This is a genomic window from Micrococcus sp. MS-ASIII-49 (assembly GCF_000946635.1).
Classification (GTDB): domain Bacteria; phylum Actinomycetota; class Actinomycetes; order Actinomycetales; family Micrococcaceae; genus Micrococcus; species Micrococcus luteus.
Genome location: NZ_JXSP01000112.1, coordinates 58,226 through 73,167 on the forward strand (window position 1 = coordinate 58,226; position 14,942 = coordinate 73,167).

A 14,942-nucleotide genomic window follows, 5' to 3' on the forward strand; every position below is an offset into this window, starting at 1 on the left:
TCATGGCCAAGATCAAGAAGGACGACCTCGTCCAGGTCATCAGTGGCAAGGACAAGGGCAAGCAGGGCAAGGTCCTGCGCGTGTTCCCGGCGGATGAGCGCGTGCTCGTCGAGGGCGTGAACCGCGTGACCAAGCACCTGCGCGCCGGCCAGGACAACAACGGTTCCACCGAGGGCGGCCTGCAGGTCGTCGAGGCCCCGATCCACATCTCGAACGTGGCCGTGGTGGACCCGGAGACCAAGAAGCCGACCCGTGTGGGCTACCGCTTCGAGACCGTCGAGAAGGACGGCGTGAGCAAGACCGTGAAGGTCCGCTTCGCCAAGGCCTCGGGGAAGGAGCTGTGATGACCGAGGTGCAGCAGACCGAGAAGGTCACCCCGCGTCTGAAGACCAAGTACCGCGACGAGATCCGCGGCGCCCTGCAGGAGCAGTTCCAGTACGGGAACGTCATGCAGGTGCCGGGTCTCGTGAAGGTCGTCGTCAACATGGGCGTCGGCGAGGCCGCCAAGGACTCCAAGATCATCGACGGCGCGGTCGCCGACCTCACCGCCATCACCGGCCAGAAGCCGATGATCACCAAGGCCCGCAAGTCCATCGCGCAGTTCAAGCTGCGTGAGGGCATGCCCATCGGCACGCACGCCACGCTCCGTGGCGACCGCATGTGGGAGTTCCTGGACCGCCTGGTCACGCTCGCGCTGCCGCGCATCCGTGACTTCCGCGGCCTGTCCGACCGCCAGTTCGACGGCAACGGCAACTACACCTTCGGCCTGTCCGAGCAGACCGTGTTCCACGAGATCGATCAGGACAAGATCGACCGCGTGCGCGGCATGGACATCACCGTGGTGACGACCGCCAAGAACGACGACGAGGGCCGCGCGCTGCTCAAGGCGCTGGGCTTCCCGTTCAAGACCGACCAGTAAGACCTCCACGCCACAGGTCCTCCACCGGTGAACCGGTGGCGGAAACCACGGCGAGAAAGGGCGTGAAGCCCACATGACCATGACCGATCCCGTCGCAGACATGCTGACCCGTCTGCGCAACGCAAACTCGGCCTACCACGACACCGTGTCCATGCCGTCCTCGAAGCTGAAGACTCGCGTCGCCGAGATCCTCAAGGCCGAGGGCTACATCCAGGACTGGCGCGAGGAGGAGGCCGAGGTCGGCAAGAAGCTGACCATCGACCTGAAGTTCGGCCCGCAGCGTGAGCGTGCGATCGCCGGCCTGCGCCGCATCTCCAAGCCGGGCCTGCGCGTGTACGCGAAGTCCACGAACCTGCCCCACGTGCTGGGCGGCCTCGGCATCGCCATCCTGTCCACCTCCTCTGGTCTCCTCACGAACCAGCAGGCCGCCAAGAAGGGCGTGGGCGGAGAAGTCCTCGCCTACGTCTGGTGACGGGCAAGACGGAAGAAAGGCTGAACTGACATGTCTCGAATCGGACGTCTCCCGATCACCATCCCCGCCGGCGTCGATGTGACCATCGACGGCGACCGCGTCTCCGTGAAGGGCCCCAAGGGCCAGCTCGAGCACTCGCTGCCCACGCCCATCACGGTCACCCTCGAGGAGGGGCAGGTCACCGTGGCCCGCCCCGACGACGAGCGTGAGTCCCGCTCCCTGCACGGTCTGACCCGCACCCTCATCAGCAACATGGTCGAGGGCGTGACCAACGGCTTCTCCAAGCAGCTCGAGGTCGTCGGCACCGGCTACCGCGTGCAGGCCAAGGGCCAGGACCTCGAGTTCGCCCTGGGCTACTCCCACCCCGTCCCGGTGAAGGCGCCCCAGGGCATCACCTTCACGGTGGAGGGCAACAAGGTCACCGTCGCCGGTATCGACAAGCAGCAGGTCGGCGAGACCGCCGCCAACATCCGCAAGCTGCGCCGCCCCGACCCGTACAAGGGCAAGGGCGTGCGCTACGCGGGCGAGCAGATCCGCCGCAAGGCCGGAAAGGCAGGTAAGTGATGTCTACTCTGAAGGTGAAGGGCAAGGGCAAGTTCAACGCCCGCACCCGCCGCCACCTCCGGGTGCGCAAGCGGATCTCCGGCACCACCGTCCGTCCCCGCCTCGTCGTCAACCGCTCTGCACGGCACATGTTCGTGCAGGTCGTGGACGACACGCAGAGCCGCACGCTCGCGTACGCCTCCACCATGGAGGCCGACGTGCGTGCGCTCGAGGGCGACAAGACGGCCAAGGCCAAGCGCGTGGGCGAGCTCGTCGCCGAGCGTGCCAAGGCGGCCGGCATCGATGCCGTGGTCTTCGACCGCGGCGGCAACAAGTACCACGGGCGCGTCGCGGCCGTGGCCGACGGTGCGCGAGAGGGTGGGCTGCAGCTGTGACCGAGAACATCAACCAGAAGGACACTCAGGTGACCGAGAGCACCGAGACCACCGTCTCCGAGACCGGGTCGGGCTCGGCGAGCCAGACCACCGAGCGCGCCACCGGTGCCCGCGGCGGTCGCGACGGCGGCCGCGGTGGCCGTGACGGCGATCGTCGTGGCGGCCGTCGCGACGACCGCAACCGTCGTGGCGCCCAGGACGACGAGAAGGACCAGTTCCTCGAGCGCGTCGTGGGCATCAACCGCGTCTCCAAGGTCGTCAAGGGCGGCCGCCGCTTCTCCTTCACCGCCCTCGTGGTGGTGGGTGACGGCGACGGCACCGTCGGCGTCGGCTACGGCAAGGCGAAGGAGGTCCCCGCCGCGATCCAGAAGGCCGTGGAGGAGGCCAAGAAGTCCTTCTTCCGCGTCCCCCGCGTCGGCTCCACCATCCCGCACCTGGTGCAGGGTGAGGACGCCGCCGGCGTCGTGCTGCTCCGCCCGGCCTCCCCGGGTACCGGCGTGATCGCCGGCGGTCCGGTGCGCGCCGTGCTCGAGTGCGCCGGCATCCACGACGTGCTGTCCAAGTCCATGGGCTCCGTGAACGCGATCAACATCGTGCGCGGCACCGTGGACGCCCTCAAGAAGCTGGAAGAGCCCCAGGCCGTCGCCGCCCGCCGCGGCAAGGCCCTGGACGAGATCGCCCCCCATGCGATGCTGCGCACCATGGAGAACGATCGCGCCCAGAAGAGCGCGAAGGCAGGTGCGTGAGCCGTGTTTGAGCCCACCCGCAAGAACATCCAGCCCTCGGACGCCACCCTGGTCATCACCCAGACCCGCGGCGTCACGGGCTCCAAGCAGAACCATCGGGACACCCTGCGCTCGCTGGGCCTGAAGCGGATCGGCCACCAGGTCACCCGCAAGGCCGACGCGGTGACGGTCGGCATGGTCAACACCGTGCCGCACCTGGTGTCCGTGGAGGAGGTCAACAATGGCTGACAACGACGCCATCAAGGTCCACGACCTGCGTCCGGCCCCCGGTGCCAAGACCGCCAAGACCCGTGTGGGTCGCGGTGAGGCGTCGAAGGGCAAGACCGCCGGTCGCGGCACCAAGGGCACCAAGGCCCGTTACCAGGTCCGTGCGGGCTTCGAGGGCGGCCAGCTGCCCCTGCAGATGCGTCTGCCGAAGCTCCGCGGCTTCAAGAACCCGTTCCGCACGGAGTACCAGGTCGTGAACCTGGACAAGCTCTCCGCGCACTTCCCCGAGGGCGGTGAGGTCACCGTGGACGCGCTCGTGTCCAAGGGCCTCGTCCGTCGCGGCCAGCCCGTCAAGGTGCTGGGCACGGGGGAGATCACCTCGGCCGTGCAGGTGAAGGCGAACGCCTTCTCCTCGTCCGCCGTGGAGAAGATCCAGGCCGCCGGCGGGTCCACCGAGACCCTCTGACACGCCGACCCATCGACCGAGGGCCCTGGCCCGGAGCAGCCGCTCCGGGCCAGGGCCCTCGGTCCGTCCGTGTAGACTCGCACAGCGGCCGCCCCGGTGTGGCCGCCGTCTCGTGCCCCGCCCCGCGGCCGGCGCGCGCCCCACAGGACCACCGCAGGAGGACTCGTGCTCAAGGCCATCGCCCGGATCGTCCGGACGCCTGACCTGTTGCGGAAGATCGCCTTCACGCTCGGGCTCATCGCCGTCTACCGGATGGGCGCCTTCGTGCCGGCCCCCGGGGTGGACTACCCGGCGGTGCAGCAGTGCCTCGCGGCGGGCAACGCCCAGGGCGGCCTGTACTCCTTCGTGAACATGTTCTCGGGCGGGGCGCTCCTGCAGGTGTCCGTCTTCGCGCTCGGCATCATGCCCTACATCACGGCGTCGATCATCGTGCAGCTGCTGCGCGTGGTGATCCCGCGCTTCGAGCAGCTCCACCAGGAGGGCCCGCAGGGCCAGGCGACGCTGACGCAGTACACCCGTTACCTGACCCTCGCCCTCGCCCTGCTGCAGGCGACCACGATGGCCTCGCTGGCCCGCACCGGGGCGCTGCTCGGATGCAGCCTGCCGCTGCTGCGCGACGGCTCCATCCTCACGGTGCTGCTCGTGGTCATCGCCCTGACCACCGGCTGTCTCATCGTCATGTGGTTCGGCGAGCGGATCACCGAGAACGGCGTGGGCAACGGCATGTCCCTGCTGATCTTCACCTCCATCGCGGCGGGCTTCCCGGCCGGCCTCGGCCAGGTGGTCCAGACGCAGGGCTGGCGCGTGTTCGCGATCGTCATGGGGATCGGCCTGCTCACCATGCTGGCCATCGTCTTCGTGGAGGAGTCGCAGCGCCGGATCCCGGTCCAGTACGCCAAGCGGCAGATCGGCTCACGGACCGTGGGCGGGTCGAGCACCTACATCCCGGTCAAGGTGAACATGGCCAACGTCATCCCGGTCATCTTCGCCTCCTCCGTGCTGATGCTCCCGGGCATCCTCATCCAGTTCAACACGCCGCAGGACGGCAGTGCGCCGGCCCCGTGGATCACGTGGCTGAGCCGGTACTTCGGCTCCGGTGACCACCCGGTGTACATGGCCCTGTACTTCCTGCTCATCATCGGCTTCACGTACTTCTACGTGTCCATCACGTTCAACCCGGTGGAGATCTCGGACAACATGAAGCGCTACGGCGGCTTCATCCCCGGCGTCCGCGCCGGCCGGCCCACCGAGCGTTACCTGCAGTACGTCATCAGCCGCATCACGTTCGTGGGTGCCCTCTACCTCGGTATCGTGGCCATGATCCCGCTGATCGCCTTCGCGGTGATCGGCACCAGCCAGAACTTCCCGCTCGGCGGCACGTCCATCCTCATCATGGTGGGCGTCGGCCTCCAGACCGTGAAGCAGGTCAGCGCACAGATGGAGCAGCGCCACTACGAGGGCCTGCTGCGCTGAGCCCCGACCCGATCCCGCAACGCCGTCCGTATCGACAGTGAGGAACACACGATGACCCGCATGCTGCTCATGGGCCCTCCCGGTTCCGGCAAGGGCACCCAGGCCGCCCGGATCGCCGACAAGCTGGGGATCGTCCCGATCTCCACCGGTGACATCTTCCGCCACAACGTGAAGTCGATGACGCCGCTCGGCGTCGAGGCCAAGAAGTACATCGACAACGGCGACTTCGTCCCCGATGAGGTCACGAACCGCATGGTCGCGGACCGCATCGCCCAGGCCGATGCGGAGCACGGCTTCCTGCTGGACGGCTACCCGCGCACGAAGGGCCAGGTCGAGGCGCTGGACGCCATGCTCGCCGAGGCCGGCCTGTCGCTGTCCGCCGTCGTCGAGCTGGAGGTGCCCGACGAGGAGCTCGTGGAGCGCCTGCTCAAGCGTGCCGAGATCGAGGGCCGCGCGGACGACACCCAGGAGGTCATCGAGCACCGCCTGGACCTGTACCACCGCGAGACCGAGTCCGTCATCCAGGAGTACGTGGAGCGCGGCATCGTCGCCCGCGTGGACGGCACCGGGCAGATCGACGACGTCACCGAGCGCCTGCTGCAGGCCGTGTACTCCGTGCGCGCAGCCACGGGCTCCCTGCCCGTGATCCAGCCGGGCGCGGAGTCCTGACCCCGTGATCGGCCGCCGCTCGCTCGAGCTCAAGACCGCCCCCCAGCTGCAGGCCATGCAGCGCGCGGGGGTGGTCCTGTCCGAGGCGTTGGACGCCACGCTGGCCGCGGCCGCGCCGGGCGTCACCACCGCGGAGCTGGACGCCGTGTTCGCGGGCGTGCTGGCCGAGCGCGGTGCCACGTCCAACTTCCTGGGCTACTACGACTTCCCGGCCTCGATCTGCACCTCGGTCAACGACGAGGTCGTGCACGGCATCCCCGGGGACCGGGTCCTGCAGACCGGCGACGTGCTGAAGGTCGACGGGGGCGCGATCGTGGACGGCTGGCACGCCGACTCGGCCCGCACGGTGATCCTGGGCTCCTCCGCGGCCGGCACCGCGGACCCGGCCGACGAGCGCCTCTCGGCGATCACGCGGGAGGCGCTCTGGGTCGGCATCGCGGCCTTCGCCTCCGCCACCCACGTCGGGGACATCGGGGACGCCATCGACGACTTCGTCTCCGCGCAGCCGGGCGAGGAGCTCGGCATCCTCGAGGAGTACGTGGGGCACGGCATCGGCTCGGCCATGCACCTGCCGCCGGACGTGTTCAACTACCGCACCGGCCACCGGGGGCCCAAGATCCGCCCCGGTCTGGCACTCGCCATCGAGCCGATGCTGGTGCGTGGCTCCATCGACACGAAGGTGCTCGCGGACGACTGGACCGTGGTGACCCTCGACGGCGCCCGCGCCAGCCAGTGGGAGCACTCGGTCTGCCGGCACGACGGCGGTGTGTGGGTGCTCACCGCGCCCGACGGCGGCGCCTCCGAGCTCGCCCGGTTCGGCGTGGTCCCGGTCCCGCCGGGGGAGTGAGCGGCCCGAGCTGTCGGCCGTCCGTCCCGCCCGTCCGGCGGACCGGGCGGCCGTCGTCGTCTGTGCTGGTTCTCAGACCGAGAATGCGGTATCGTCGAACGTTGTTCGTGTGCGCGCACTCGTGTGCGCCGGCGAGCAGACCCGTTCCCGCCCCGTCACCCGGCCCTCCGCGGCCGTGCCCGGGGCATGACGATTGTGGAGGACATGGCTAAGAAGGAAGGTGTCATCGAGGTCGAGGGCACGGTGTCGGAGGCATTGCCGAACGCGATGTTCCGGGTCCGTCTGCAGAACGAGCACGTCGTGCTCGCCACGATCTCCGGAAAGATGCGTCAGCACTACATCCGCATCCTCCCCGAGGATCGCGTCGTGGTGGAGCTTAGCCCGTACGACCTCAACCGGGGTCGGATCGTGTACCGATACAAGTAAGAACCCCCGTCCAAGCGAGCGCAGGAGGAAGAGCCGTGAAGGTTCAGCCGAGCGTGAAGCGGATTTGTGACAAGTGCCAGGTCGTGCGCCGTAAGGGCCGCGTGCTGGTGATCTGCTCGAACCCGCGCCACAAGCAGCGCCAGGGCTGATCGCCTCCCCGGGAGCCCGGGGAGCGACGCCGTCGCGTTGACCACACCACCCACCGGCCATCGGGCCGAACAGCAGGGACAGCGGTCCACCCCGTGAGGGGAGGGCCCCCACCTCCGGCCGCAGGGGCCGGAGACCGACGACGGCGGACGCCCGCCGCGGAGCACGCCGGATCTTCCCCGGCGCCGCGACGACGGGTCCGCGAGGCCCAGTGCCGCGTCGTGCGGGACGTCCCTGGTGCAGACCCCTGCTGCAGAAGAACAGGAGGACGGCCACATGGCTCGTCTTGCAGGCGTTGACATTCCGCGCGAGAAGCGCGTGATCATCGCACTCACGTACATCTACGGTGTGGGCAAGACCCGCGCTGAGGAGACCCTCGCCGCCACGGGCATCGACCCGAACATCCGCGTGAAGGACCTCTCCGACGAGCAGCTGGTGCAGCTGCGCGACCACATCGAGGGCAGCTACAAGGTGGAGGGCGACCTCCGCCGCGAGGTGGCCGCCGACATCCGTCGCAAGGTGGAGATCGGCTCCTACGAGGGCCTGCGCCACCGCCGCGGCCTGCCGGTGCGCGGCCAGCGCACGAAGACCAACGCCCGTACCCGCAAGGGCCCCAAGAAGACGGTCGCCGGCAAGAAGAAGTGATCCTGCACCGGCGGTGACCGCGTCCACGTCCGGACGCCCCGCCCGCAGCATCAGCACCAGCAGCTTTCCCGGAGGAGAATCACATGCCCCCCAAGACTCGCGCATCGGCTGCCCGCAAGCCGCGTCGCAAGGCCAACAAGAACATCACCGTGGGCCAGGCCCACATCAAGAGCACGTTCAACAACACCATCGTGTCCATCACGGACACCACGGGTGCCGTCATCTCCTGGGCCTCGTCCGGCGAGGTCGGCTTCAAGGGGTCGCGCAAGTCGACCCCGTACGCCGCGCAGATGGCCGCCGAGCAGGCCGCCAAGCGTGCGCAGGAGCACGGCATGAAGAAGGTGGACGTCTTCGTGAAGGGGCCGGGCTCGGGCCGCGAGACCGCCATCCGCTCCCTGCAGGCCGCCGGCCTCGAGGTGGGGTCCATCCAGGACGTCACCCCCATGGCCCACAACGGCGCTCGCCCGGCGAAGCGCCGCCGCGTCTGACCTGAGCGCTGTGTCCGCGTCCGCCCCCGCCCGGGGCGGACGCGGACAGGTCTGCGGACCTGCCCCCACCCCGTCCTCGTTTCCACCCACCGCGTGCGTCATATGGCGGACGCTCGCCGAAAGGAAATGTCCGTGCTCATTGCACAGCGCCCCACGCTGACCGAAGAGGTCGTCTCCGACCGTCGTTCCCGGTTCGTCATCGAGCCCCTGGAGCCCGGCTTCGGCTACACCCTCGGCAACTCCCTGCGCCGCACTCTGCTCTCGTCGATCCCCGGTGCTGCCGTGACCAGCATCCGCGTGGACGGCGTGCTGCACGAGTTCAGCACCGTCAACGGAGTCAAGGAGGATGTCACCGAGATCATCCTCAACATCAAGAAGCTCTCCGTCTCCTCGGAGAACGACGAGCCCGTGGTGGCCTACCTGCGCAAGCAGGGGGCCGGCGTCGTCACCGCCGCGGACATCACCGCGCCGGCCGGCGTCGAGATCCACAACCCGGACCTGCACATCGCGACCCTGAACGCGAAGGGCAAGTTCGACATGGAGCTGACCATCGAGCGCGGTCGCGGCTACGTGACCGCCGCCCAGAACAAGTCCGCGGACGCGGAGATCGGCCGTATCCCGGTCGACTCCATCTACTCCCCGGTCCTCAAGGTGACCTTCAAGGTCGAGGCCACCCGTGTGGAGCAGCGCACCGACTTCGACCGTCTGATCCTGGACGTGGAGACCAAGGAGAACATGCTGCCGCGTGACGCGGTGGCCTCTGCCGGCTCCACCCTGGTCGAGCTGTTCGGCCTGGCCCGCTCGCTCAACGTCGAGGCCGAGGGCATCGACCTGGGTGACGAGCCCGAGGTCGTCGAGGGCTCCGCCGACCTGGCCCAGCCGATCGAGGAGCTCGAGCTCACCGTGCGCTCGTACAACTGCCTCAAGCGCGAGGGCATCCACACCGTGGGCGAGCTCGTGGGCCGTTCCGAGGCCGACCTGATGGACATCCGCAACTTCGGCGCGAAGTCCATCGACGAGGTCAAGGAGAAGCTCCAGGAGCTGGGCCTGTCCCTCAAGGACTCGCCGGCCGGCTACGACCCGCAGGCGCACGCGCGCCAGATGGACGACGACCCGTTCTCGGACTACTGAGCCGATTCCGCACCACCTGACATCTTCGACCCGACGCCGCAGCCGGCTGAAGGGTCCCACCCGAGGAGAAACACCATGCCTACCCCCACCAAGGGTCCGCGTCTGGGCGGCAGCCCGGCCCACGAGCGCATCATGCTGGCGAACATGTCCGCCCAGCTGTTCGAGCACAAGTCGATCACCACGACGCTCACCCGCGCCAAGCGCCTGCGCCCGTACGCCGAGCGCCTGATCACCTTCGCCAAGAAGGGCGATCTGCCGGCCCGCCGCAAGGTGCAGGGTCTCATCGCCGCCAAGAACCGCACCAACAAGGCGGTCGTGCACGAGCTGTTCACCGTGATCGGCCCGGCGATGGCCGAGCGCAACGGCGGCTACACCCGCATCACCAAGATCGGCAACCGCCAGGGCGACAACGCGCCCATGGCCGTGATCGAGCTGATCATGGACCCGATCTCCGGCAAGCAGGCCGTGGTGCGTGAGGCCGAGCAGGCCGCCGCGTCCGCGCCGGCCGCGCCGGCCGAGTCCACCCCGGTGGAGGCCGTCGACCCGGCCGCCACCGAGGAGGTCACCGTGGCCGAGTCGCAGGAGGCCGCCGCCGAGATCGACGGCGCCGTGCCCACCAACGAGGACGGCTCGGCTCCGGCCGAGGCCACCATCAAGGGCAACGCCAGCTCGAAGAAGTACCACGTCCCCGGCTCGCGCTGGTACGACCAGACCACCGCCGAGGTCTGGTTCTCCACCGTCGAGGAGGCCAAGGCCGCGGGCTTCGAGCCCGCCGGTGGCGAGGCCGCCCAGAAGATGGCCTGACGCCATCGCGGGAGTCCGCGTCCGTCCCCGTGACGACGCATCGGCGAAGGGCCGTCCACCACTCGGTGGGCGGCCCTTCGCCGTCCCCGGCCCCGCCCCGCTGAGAGGAGCAGCATGAGCGAGCAGCACCGCCCGGACGCCCCGTCGGCGCCCGGGGAACCCGCGTCCGTGCGAGTCCGCCTGGACCTGGCCTACGACGGCGGCACCTTCCACGGCTGGGCCCGCCAGCCCGGTCTCGACTCGGTCCAGGGTGCGCTGGAGGACGGGCTCGAGCGGATCCTGCGCCGGCCCGTGCGCACGGTGGTCGCCGGCCGCACCGACGCGGGGGTGCACGCGCGCGGCCAGGTCGTCCACCTCGACCTGACCGAGACGGAGTGGGCGGGCCTGACCCGCGGCCGGCCCGGCCTGGAGCCGGCCACCTCCCTCACCCGCCGCCTCGGCGGGGTGCTCTCCGGGTGGGGCGGGGCCGTCGTCGTGCACGGGGCGCGGCGGGCCCCCGCGGGCTTCGACGCGCGGTTCAGCGCGCTGTGGCGCGAGTACGAGTACCGGATCGACGACGCACCCGCCGCGCGTGATCCGCGCACGCGGGGCTTCACCCACTGGCACGGCGCCGCCCTGGACGATCGCCTCATGGCGCTGGAGGCCGACGCCGTCCTCGGACTGCACGACTTCCTGTCCTTCTGCCGGCCCCGCGCGGGCGCCACGACCATCCGCGAGGTGACGCACCTGGAGGTGCGACGCGATGAGGACGGCGTCGTGCGCGTCCGGATCCGGGCCGACGCGTTCTGCCACAACATGGTCCGGGCGATCGTCGGGGCGCTGCTCCAGGTGGGGGAGCGGGCACGCGAGCCCGGCTGGCTCGCTCACCGGGTGGCGAGGCCTGCCCGCGACTCCGAGGTGCGCCTCGCCCCGCCCGGGGGGCTGACGCTGCTCGCCGTCGGCTATCCCGACGAGGCGGAGGAGCTGCACCGGCGCGCCGAGGGCACCCGGGCGAAGCGGACCCTGTGAGCCGGGGTGGCCCGCGGTGGCGGCTTTTGGCTCCGGGGCCCGCGTTCGGTAGGATGGGTGGACGTTGCGCATGCCCGCACCCGGATGCGTCGTGCCGCGAGTGGCTCAGTTGCATGGCCTTCAGCTCGCGCCGCACCCCCGGGGCATCGGGCCCGGACGCCTTCCAGCCCTCACCTGGGGGACCGGCGCGCACGGAGAACTGACAGCGCGAGCGCGCCGGAATCACGACCCGGCGGGCAGGTGCTGTGGACCACCACCGACCCTGAAGGCAGACAACGTGCGTACGTACTCTCCCAAGCCTGGCGACGCCGACCGTCAGTGGCACATCATCGATGCCACCGACGTCGTCCTCGGCCGCCTGGCCTCCCACACCGCCACCCTCCTGCGCGGCAAGCACAAGCCGACGTTCGCCCCCCACATGGACATGGGCGACTACGTCATCATCGTGAACGCCGAGAAGGTCGCCCTCACCGGCGCCAAGCTCGAGAAGAAGCGCGCCTACCGCCACTCGGGCTACCCGGGCGGCCTGAAGTCGCAGTCCTACGCCGAGCTGCTCGAGACCAACCCGGTCCGCGCCGTGGAGAAGGCCGTCAAGGGCATGCTCCCGAAGAACTCGCTGGCCGCCCAGCAGCTCTCCAAGCTGAAGGTGTACAAGGGCGCCGAGCACCCGCACACCGCCCAGCAGCCCCAGACCTTCGAGATCGGCCAGGTCGCCCAGTGACCCCGGCGGGCCACTGACGCAGACCTTCCCTGAGGAGAACCATGAGCATCAACGAGAACGACGACGTGGAGCTGACGAGCTACACCTCTGAGTCCACCGCCGCCGCCGAGGCCCCCGTCGCCTCCGAGCGCCCGGCCCTGACCGTGCCCGGCTCCGCCGTCGGCCGCCGCAAGGAGGCCGTGGCCCGCGTGCGCCTCGTCCCCGGCTCCGGCCAGTGGACCATCAACGGTCGCGCCCTGGAGAACTACTTTCCGAACAAGCTGCACCAGCAGGAGGTCTCCGACCCCTTCACGCTGCTGGAGCTGACCGGCGCCTACGACGTGATCGCCCGCATCCACGGCGGCGGCCCCTCCGGCCAGGCCGGTGCGCTGCGCCTGGGCATCTCCCGCGCCCTCAACGAGATCGACCGCGAGCACAACCGCCCGGCGCTCAAGAAGGCCGGCTTCCTGACCCGCGACGCCCGCGTCATCGAGCGCAAGAAGGCCGGCCTCAAGAAGGCCCGCAAGGCCTCGCAGTTCTCGAAGCGCTGATCCTGCGCCGCACGGTGTCCCCACCGTGCCCCCGCCGACGCCCCGTCCCGCTCCTCACGAGCGGGGCGGGGCGTCCGCCGTCTCCGTGGGCCGGCGGCACCTGACCCAGGGGTAATATGAAGGCGCATGGCGACGACGCCATGACGGGCCGCTCGCCCGTCCGGTGCGCGGTCCGATCGGAGACACCCTCGGGAGCCGCCGTGGCCGAGAACACGAGTCCCACGCCCGACCCCCGCACCCGTGGCGAGCACGGCACGGAGCACGCCGCGCAGGCCCCCTTCGCCGTGACCCGTGACTACGCCGCCGAGGTGGACGAGATCCGGGAGCTGGGCCGCAAGCTCGGCGGGGAGAAGAAGACCCCCCACCCCGGACCCGCAGGCCTGGCGTGAGGGCTACCCGTACAAGACCAAGCTCAGCCGCAAGAGCTACGAACGACGCAAGCGCGAGCTGCAGATCGAGCTGCTGAAGATGCAGCTCTGGGTCAAGGAGACCGGCCAGAAGGTCCTGATCATCTTCGAGGGCCGCGACGCCGAGTTGAGTCCCGGATAGTGGTGTAACCCTCCCCGGTGGCCACGACCATCTTCGAGACGGACGCGGTCACCGTGGGAGCCTTCGAGCGAACCTTCCACAGCACTCTCGAAAGGACATCACCACGATGACCGCTCCACACATTGTCGACCCTGAACGCCTGCTGCGCGAAGCTCTCGGGGAGGCCTCCCCAGACCTGCTGCGCCACCTGCTGCAGACCGTGATCAACGCACTGCTCTCCGCCGACGCTGACGCGGTCTGCGGGGCCGAGTACGGCAAGCCCTCCGAACACCGGACAGCGCAGCGCAACGGCTACCGCCACCGACCCCTGGACACCCGCGCCGGCACGATCGATGTGGCCATCCCCAAACTCCGGGCCGGCACGTACTTCCCCGAATGGCTGCTCGAGCGCCGCAAACGGGCCGAGTCCGCACTGATCACCGTGGTCGCGGACTGCTACCTGGCCGGGGTCTCGACCCGGCGCATGGACAAGCTCGTACGGCAGCTGGGCATCGACTCGCTCTCGAAGTCCCAGGTCAGCCGGATGGCACAGGAGTTGGACGAGCACATCGAGGCTTTCCGTCACCGGCCGCTGGGCGAGGCCGGCCCGTTCGTGTTCCTCGCCGCCGACGCCCTGACCATGAAAGTCAGAGAGGGCGGGCGGGTGATCAACGCGGTGGCCATGGTCGCCACCGGGGTCAACGCCGACGGGCGCCGCGAAGTCCTCGGGCTGAGGGTGGCCACCACGGAGACGGGTGCGGCGTGGAACGAGTTCTTCGCGGACCTGGTGGCCCGGGGGCTGGCCGGGGTGGCACTGGTGACCTCGGACTCCCATCGCGGCCTCGTGGAAGCCGTGGCGGCGAACCTGCCCGGGGCCGTGTGGCAACGCTGCCGCACCCATTACGCGGCGAATCTGATGGCCGTGACCCCGAAGAGCATGTGGCCGGCGGTGAAGGCCATGCTGCACAGCGTGTACGACCAGCCCGACGGGCCGGCCGTGCAGGCCCAGTTCGAGCGCCTGTTGGACTACGTGCAGGACAGGTTGCCCGCGGTGGCTGGGCACCTCGATGCAGCACGAGAGGACATCCTCGCGTTCACCTCGTTCCCGAGGGACGTGTGGTCCCAGATCTGGTCGAACAACCCTGCCGAGCGGCTGAACCGGGAGATCCGGCGCCGCACGGACTCGGTGGGGATCTTCCCGAACCGGGATGCCGTGGTGCGTCTGGTCGGGGCTGTGTTGGCCGAGCAGACCGATGAGTGGGCCGAAGGCCGCCGGTATCTCGGCCTGGAACTGCTCGCCCGGTGCCGTGAGCCCCTGACCACGGAGCAAGAGACCGTGATGAGCACGGAGGTGATGCCGACCCTGCAGACCTGACAGGTACAAGCCCCCTACAACCTCGAAGACGGCTACACCACTTCCAGGGACTTGACCCGACGCCGCCGACAAGGGCGGCGCCATCAAGCGCTTCAACGAGCACCTCAACCCCCGCGGCGCCCGGACCGTGGCCCTGGAGAAGCCCACGGAGGAGGAGGCCTCGCAGTGGTACTTCCAGCGCTACATCCAGCACCTGCCCTCCGGCGGTGAGATCGTGATGTTCGACCGCTCCTGGTACAACCGGGCCGGCGTCGAGCGCGTCATGGGCTACTGCACGGCGCAGCAGTACCTCGAGTTCATGCGCGAGACCCCTGAGCTGGAGCGCATGCTCGTCAACTCCGGCGTGCACATCATCAAGTTCTGGTTCTCCGTGTCCCAGCGTGTCAAGGGCCATTGAGTTCT

General features: G+C 69.6%; 23 protein-coding genes and 1 pseudogene. All 24 read left to right on the forward strand.

Annotated features, from left to right (window positions below):
• The first annotated feature begins 2 nt into the window (after positions 1–2).
• Complete coding sequence (rplX, locus tag SJ20_RS08135; RefSeq protein ID WP_036317770.1) at positions 3–344, forward strand: 50S ribosomal protein L24; 342 nt, start codon at positions 3–5, stop codon at positions 342–344.
• A complete protein-coding gene (gene rplE, locus SJ20_RS08140; protein ID WP_036317773.1) occupies positions 344–919 on the forward strand; it encodes a 50S ribosomal protein L5 in 576 nt (191 codons plus the stop codon). The genes rplX and rplE overlap by 1 nt, the downstream gene beginning before the upstream one ends.
• Positions 920–992: 73 nt before the next feature.
• Positions 993–1,391: a 30S ribosomal protein S8 gene (rpsH, locus tag SJ20_RS08145; RefSeq protein WP_002857494.1), complete on the forward strand. Its 399-nt coding sequence runs from the start codon at positions 993–995 to the stop codon at positions 1,389–1,391.
• A 30-nt stretch (positions 1,392–1,421) separates the two neighbouring features.
• The gene (rplF, locus tag SJ20_RS08150; RefSeq protein WP_036317775.1) at positions 1,422–1,955 is read left to right on the forward strand and encodes a 50S ribosomal protein L6; all 534 of its coding nucleotides are present in this window, start codon (positions 1,422–1,424) and stop codon (positions 1,953–1,955) included.
• Positions 1,955–2,329 carry a 50S ribosomal protein L18 gene (gene rplR, locus SJ20_RS08155; protein WP_044659552.1) on the forward strand — a complete coding sequence of 125 codons (375 nt, stop codon included), beginning with the start codon at positions 1,955–1,957 and terminating at the stop codon, positions 2,327–2,329. The genes rplF and rplR overlap by 1 nt, the downstream gene beginning before the upstream one ends.
• Complete coding sequence (gene rpsE / locus SJ20_RS08160) at positions 2,326–3,075, forward strand: 30S ribosomal protein S5 (protein ID WP_044659553.1); 750 nt, start codon at positions 2,326–2,328, stop codon at positions 3,073–3,075. The genes rplR and rpsE overlap by 4 nt, the downstream gene beginning before the upstream one ends.
• Positions 3,076–3,078: 3 nt before the next feature.
• Positions 3,079–3,303: a 50S ribosomal protein L30 gene (gene rpmD, locus SJ20_RS08165; protein WP_002857502.1), complete on the forward strand. Its 225-nt coding sequence runs from the start codon at positions 3,079–3,081 to the stop codon at positions 3,301–3,303.
• Positions 3,296–3,748, forward strand: coding sequence for a 50S ribosomal protein L15 (gene rplO, locus SJ20_RS08170; protein ID WP_036317776.1), 453 nt, complete (start codon positions 3,296–3,298; stop codon positions 3,746–3,748). The genes rpmD and rplO overlap by 8 nt, the downstream gene beginning before the upstream one ends.
• A 165-nt stretch (positions 3,749–3,913) precedes the next feature.
• Positions 3,914–5,221: a preprotein translocase subunit SecY gene (secY, locus tag SJ20_RS08175; RefSeq protein WP_012751035.1), complete on the forward strand. Its 1,308-nt coding sequence runs from the start codon at positions 3,914–3,916 to the stop codon at positions 5,219–5,221.
• Positions 5,222–5,272: 51 nt separating this feature from the next.
• Positions 5,273–5,890: an adenylate kinase gene (locus SJ20_RS08180; protein WP_044659554.1), complete on the forward strand. Its 618-nt coding sequence runs from the start codon at positions 5,273–5,275 to the stop codon at positions 5,888–5,890.
• 4 nt (positions 5,891–5,894) lie between these two features.
• The gene (gene map, locus SJ20_RS08185) at positions 5,895–6,737 is read left to right on the forward strand and encodes a type I methionyl aminopeptidase (protein ID WP_036381552.1); all 843 of its coding nucleotides are present in this window, start codon (positions 5,895–5,897) and stop codon (positions 6,735–6,737) included.
• 204 nt (positions 6,738–6,941) lie between these two features.
• Positions 6,942–7,163: a translation initiation factor IF-1 gene (gene infA, locus SJ20_RS08190; protein ID WP_010080397.1), complete on the forward strand. Its 222-nt coding sequence runs from the start codon at positions 6,942–6,944 to the stop codon at positions 7,161–7,163.
• Positions 7,164–7,198: 35 nt separating this feature from the next.
• Positions 7,199–7,312, forward strand: a complete 114-nt coding sequence (rpmJ, locus tag SJ20_RS11750) for a 50S ribosomal protein L36 (RefSeq protein WP_002857509.1) — start codon at positions 7,199–7,201, stop codon at positions 7,310–7,312.
• Positions 7,313–7,586: 274 nt separating this feature from the next.
• Complete coding sequence (gene rpsM, locus SJ20_RS08195; RefSeq protein WP_017487821.1) at positions 7,587–7,955, forward strand: 30S ribosomal protein S13; 369 nt, start codon at positions 7,587–7,589, stop codon at positions 7,953–7,955.
• Positions 7,956–8,038: 83 nt separating this feature from the next.
• Positions 8,039–8,443, forward strand: a complete 405-nt coding sequence (gene rpsK / locus SJ20_RS08200; protein WP_002857513.1) for a 30S ribosomal protein S11 — start codon at positions 8,039–8,041, stop codon at positions 8,441–8,443.
• 132 nt (positions 8,444–8,575) lie between these two features.
• Complete coding sequence (locus SJ20_RS08205) at positions 8,576–9,574, forward strand: DNA-directed RNA polymerase subunit alpha (RefSeq protein WP_044659560.1); 999 nt, start codon at positions 8,576–8,578, stop codon at positions 9,572–9,574.
• 75 nt (positions 9,575–9,649) lie between these two features.
• Positions 9,650–10,378, forward strand: a complete 729-nt coding sequence (gene rplQ, locus SJ20_RS08210; protein WP_041103274.1) for a 50S ribosomal protein L17 — start codon at positions 9,650–9,652, stop codon at positions 10,376–10,378.
• Positions 10,379–10,492: 114 nt separating this feature from the next.
• Complete coding sequence (locus SJ20_RS08215; RefSeq protein WP_044659555.1) at positions 10,493–11,386, forward strand: tRNA pseudouridine(38-40) synthase TruA; 894 nt, start codon at positions 10,493–10,495, stop codon at positions 11,384–11,386.
• 277 nt (positions 11,387–11,663) lie between these two features.
• Entirely contained in the window at positions 11,664–12,107 is a 444-nt protein-coding gene (gene rplM / locus SJ20_RS08220) for a 50S ribosomal protein L13 (protein ID WP_002857519.1), read from the forward strand.
• A gap of 41 nt (positions 12,108–12,148) precedes the next feature.
• Positions 12,149–12,637, forward strand: a complete 489-nt coding sequence (gene rpsI / locus SJ20_RS08225) for a 30S ribosomal protein S9 (RefSeq protein ID WP_036317791.1) — start codon at positions 12,149–12,151, stop codon at positions 12,635–12,637.
• Between the two features lie 200 nt (positions 12,638–12,837).
• The gene (locus SJ20_RS12190) at positions 12,838–13,026 is read left to right on the forward strand and encodes a hypothetical protein (RefSeq protein ID WP_228070378.1); all 189 of its coding nucleotides are present in this window, start codon (positions 12,838–12,840) and stop codon (positions 13,024–13,026) included.
• A 73-nt stretch (positions 13,027–13,099) separates the two neighbouring features.
• A complete protein-coding gene (locus tag SJ20_RS12195) occupies positions 13,100–13,186 on the forward strand; it encodes a hypothetical protein (RefSeq protein ID WP_235281278.1) in 87 nt (28 codons plus the stop codon).
• Between the two features lie 106 nt (positions 13,187–13,292).
• The gene (locus SJ20_RS08235) at positions 13,293–14,540 is read left to right on the forward strand and encodes an IS256 family transposase (protein ID WP_011117090.1); all 1,248 of its coding nucleotides are present in this window, start codon (positions 13,293–13,295) and stop codon (positions 14,538–14,540) included.
• Between the two features lie 58 nt (positions 14,541–14,598).
• Positions 14,599–14,919 (forward strand): annotated as a pseudogene (locus tag SJ20_RS08240) (polyphosphate kinase 2); the annotation flags it as partial.
• Positions 14,920–14,942: the final 23 nt, after the last annotated feature.

Excerpts from the sequence above, each read along its gene's own strand:
- rplF (WP_036317775.1), top strand. The coding sequence starts at position 1,422 with ATGTCTCGAATCGGACGTCTCCCGATCACCATCCCCGCCGGCGTCGAT.
- rplO (WP_036317776.1), top strand. The coding sequence starts at position 3,296 with ATGGCTGACAACGACGCCATCAAGGTCCACGACCTGCGTCCGGCCCCC.
- rplE (WP_036317773.1), top strand. The coding sequence starts at position 344 with ATGACCGAGGTGCAGCAGACCGAGAAGGTCACCCCGCGTCTGAAGACC.
- SJ20_RS08215 (WP_044659555.1), top strand. The coding sequence starts at position 10,493 with ATGAGCGAGCAGCACCGCCCGGACGCCCCGTCGGCGCCCGGGGAACCC.
- rpsK (WP_002857513.1), top strand. The coding sequence starts at position 8,039 with ATGCCCCCCAAGACTCGCGCATCGGCTGCCCGCAAGCCGCGTCGCAAG.
- rplR (WP_044659552.1), top strand. The coding sequence starts at position 1,955 with ATGTCTACTCTGAAGGTGAAGGGCAAGGGCAAGTTCAACGCCCGCACC.
- SJ20_RS08235 (WP_011117090.1), top strand. The coding sequence starts at position 13,293 with ATGACCGCTCCACACATTGTCGACCCTGAACGCCTGCTGCGCGAAGCT.
- rplQ (WP_041103274.1), top strand. The coding sequence starts at position 9,650 with ATGCCTACCCCCACCAAGGGTCCGCGTCTGGGCGGCAGCCCGGCCCAC.
- infA (WP_010080397.1), top strand. The coding sequence starts at position 6,942 with ATGGCTAAGAAGGAAGGTGTCATCGAGGTCGAGGGCACGGTGTCGGAG.
- rpsH (WP_002857494.1), top strand. The coding sequence starts at position 993 with ATGACCATGACCGATCCCGTCGCAGACATGCTGACCCGTCTGCGCAAC.
- rpsM (WP_017487821.1), top strand. The coding sequence starts at position 7,587 with ATGGCTCGTCTTGCAGGCGTTGACATTCCGCGCGAGAAGCGCGTGATC.
- rpsI (WP_036317791.1), top strand. The coding sequence starts at position 12,149 with ATGAGCATCAACGAGAACGACGACGTGGAGCTGACGAGCTACACCTCT.
- SJ20_RS08180 (WP_044659554.1), top strand. The coding sequence starts at position 5,273 with ATGACCCGCATGCTGCTCATGGGCCCTCCCGGTTCCGGCAAGGGCACC.
- rplX (WP_036317770.1), top strand. The coding sequence starts at position 3 with ATGGCCAAGATCAAGAAGGACGACCTCGTCCAGGTCATCAGTGGCAAG.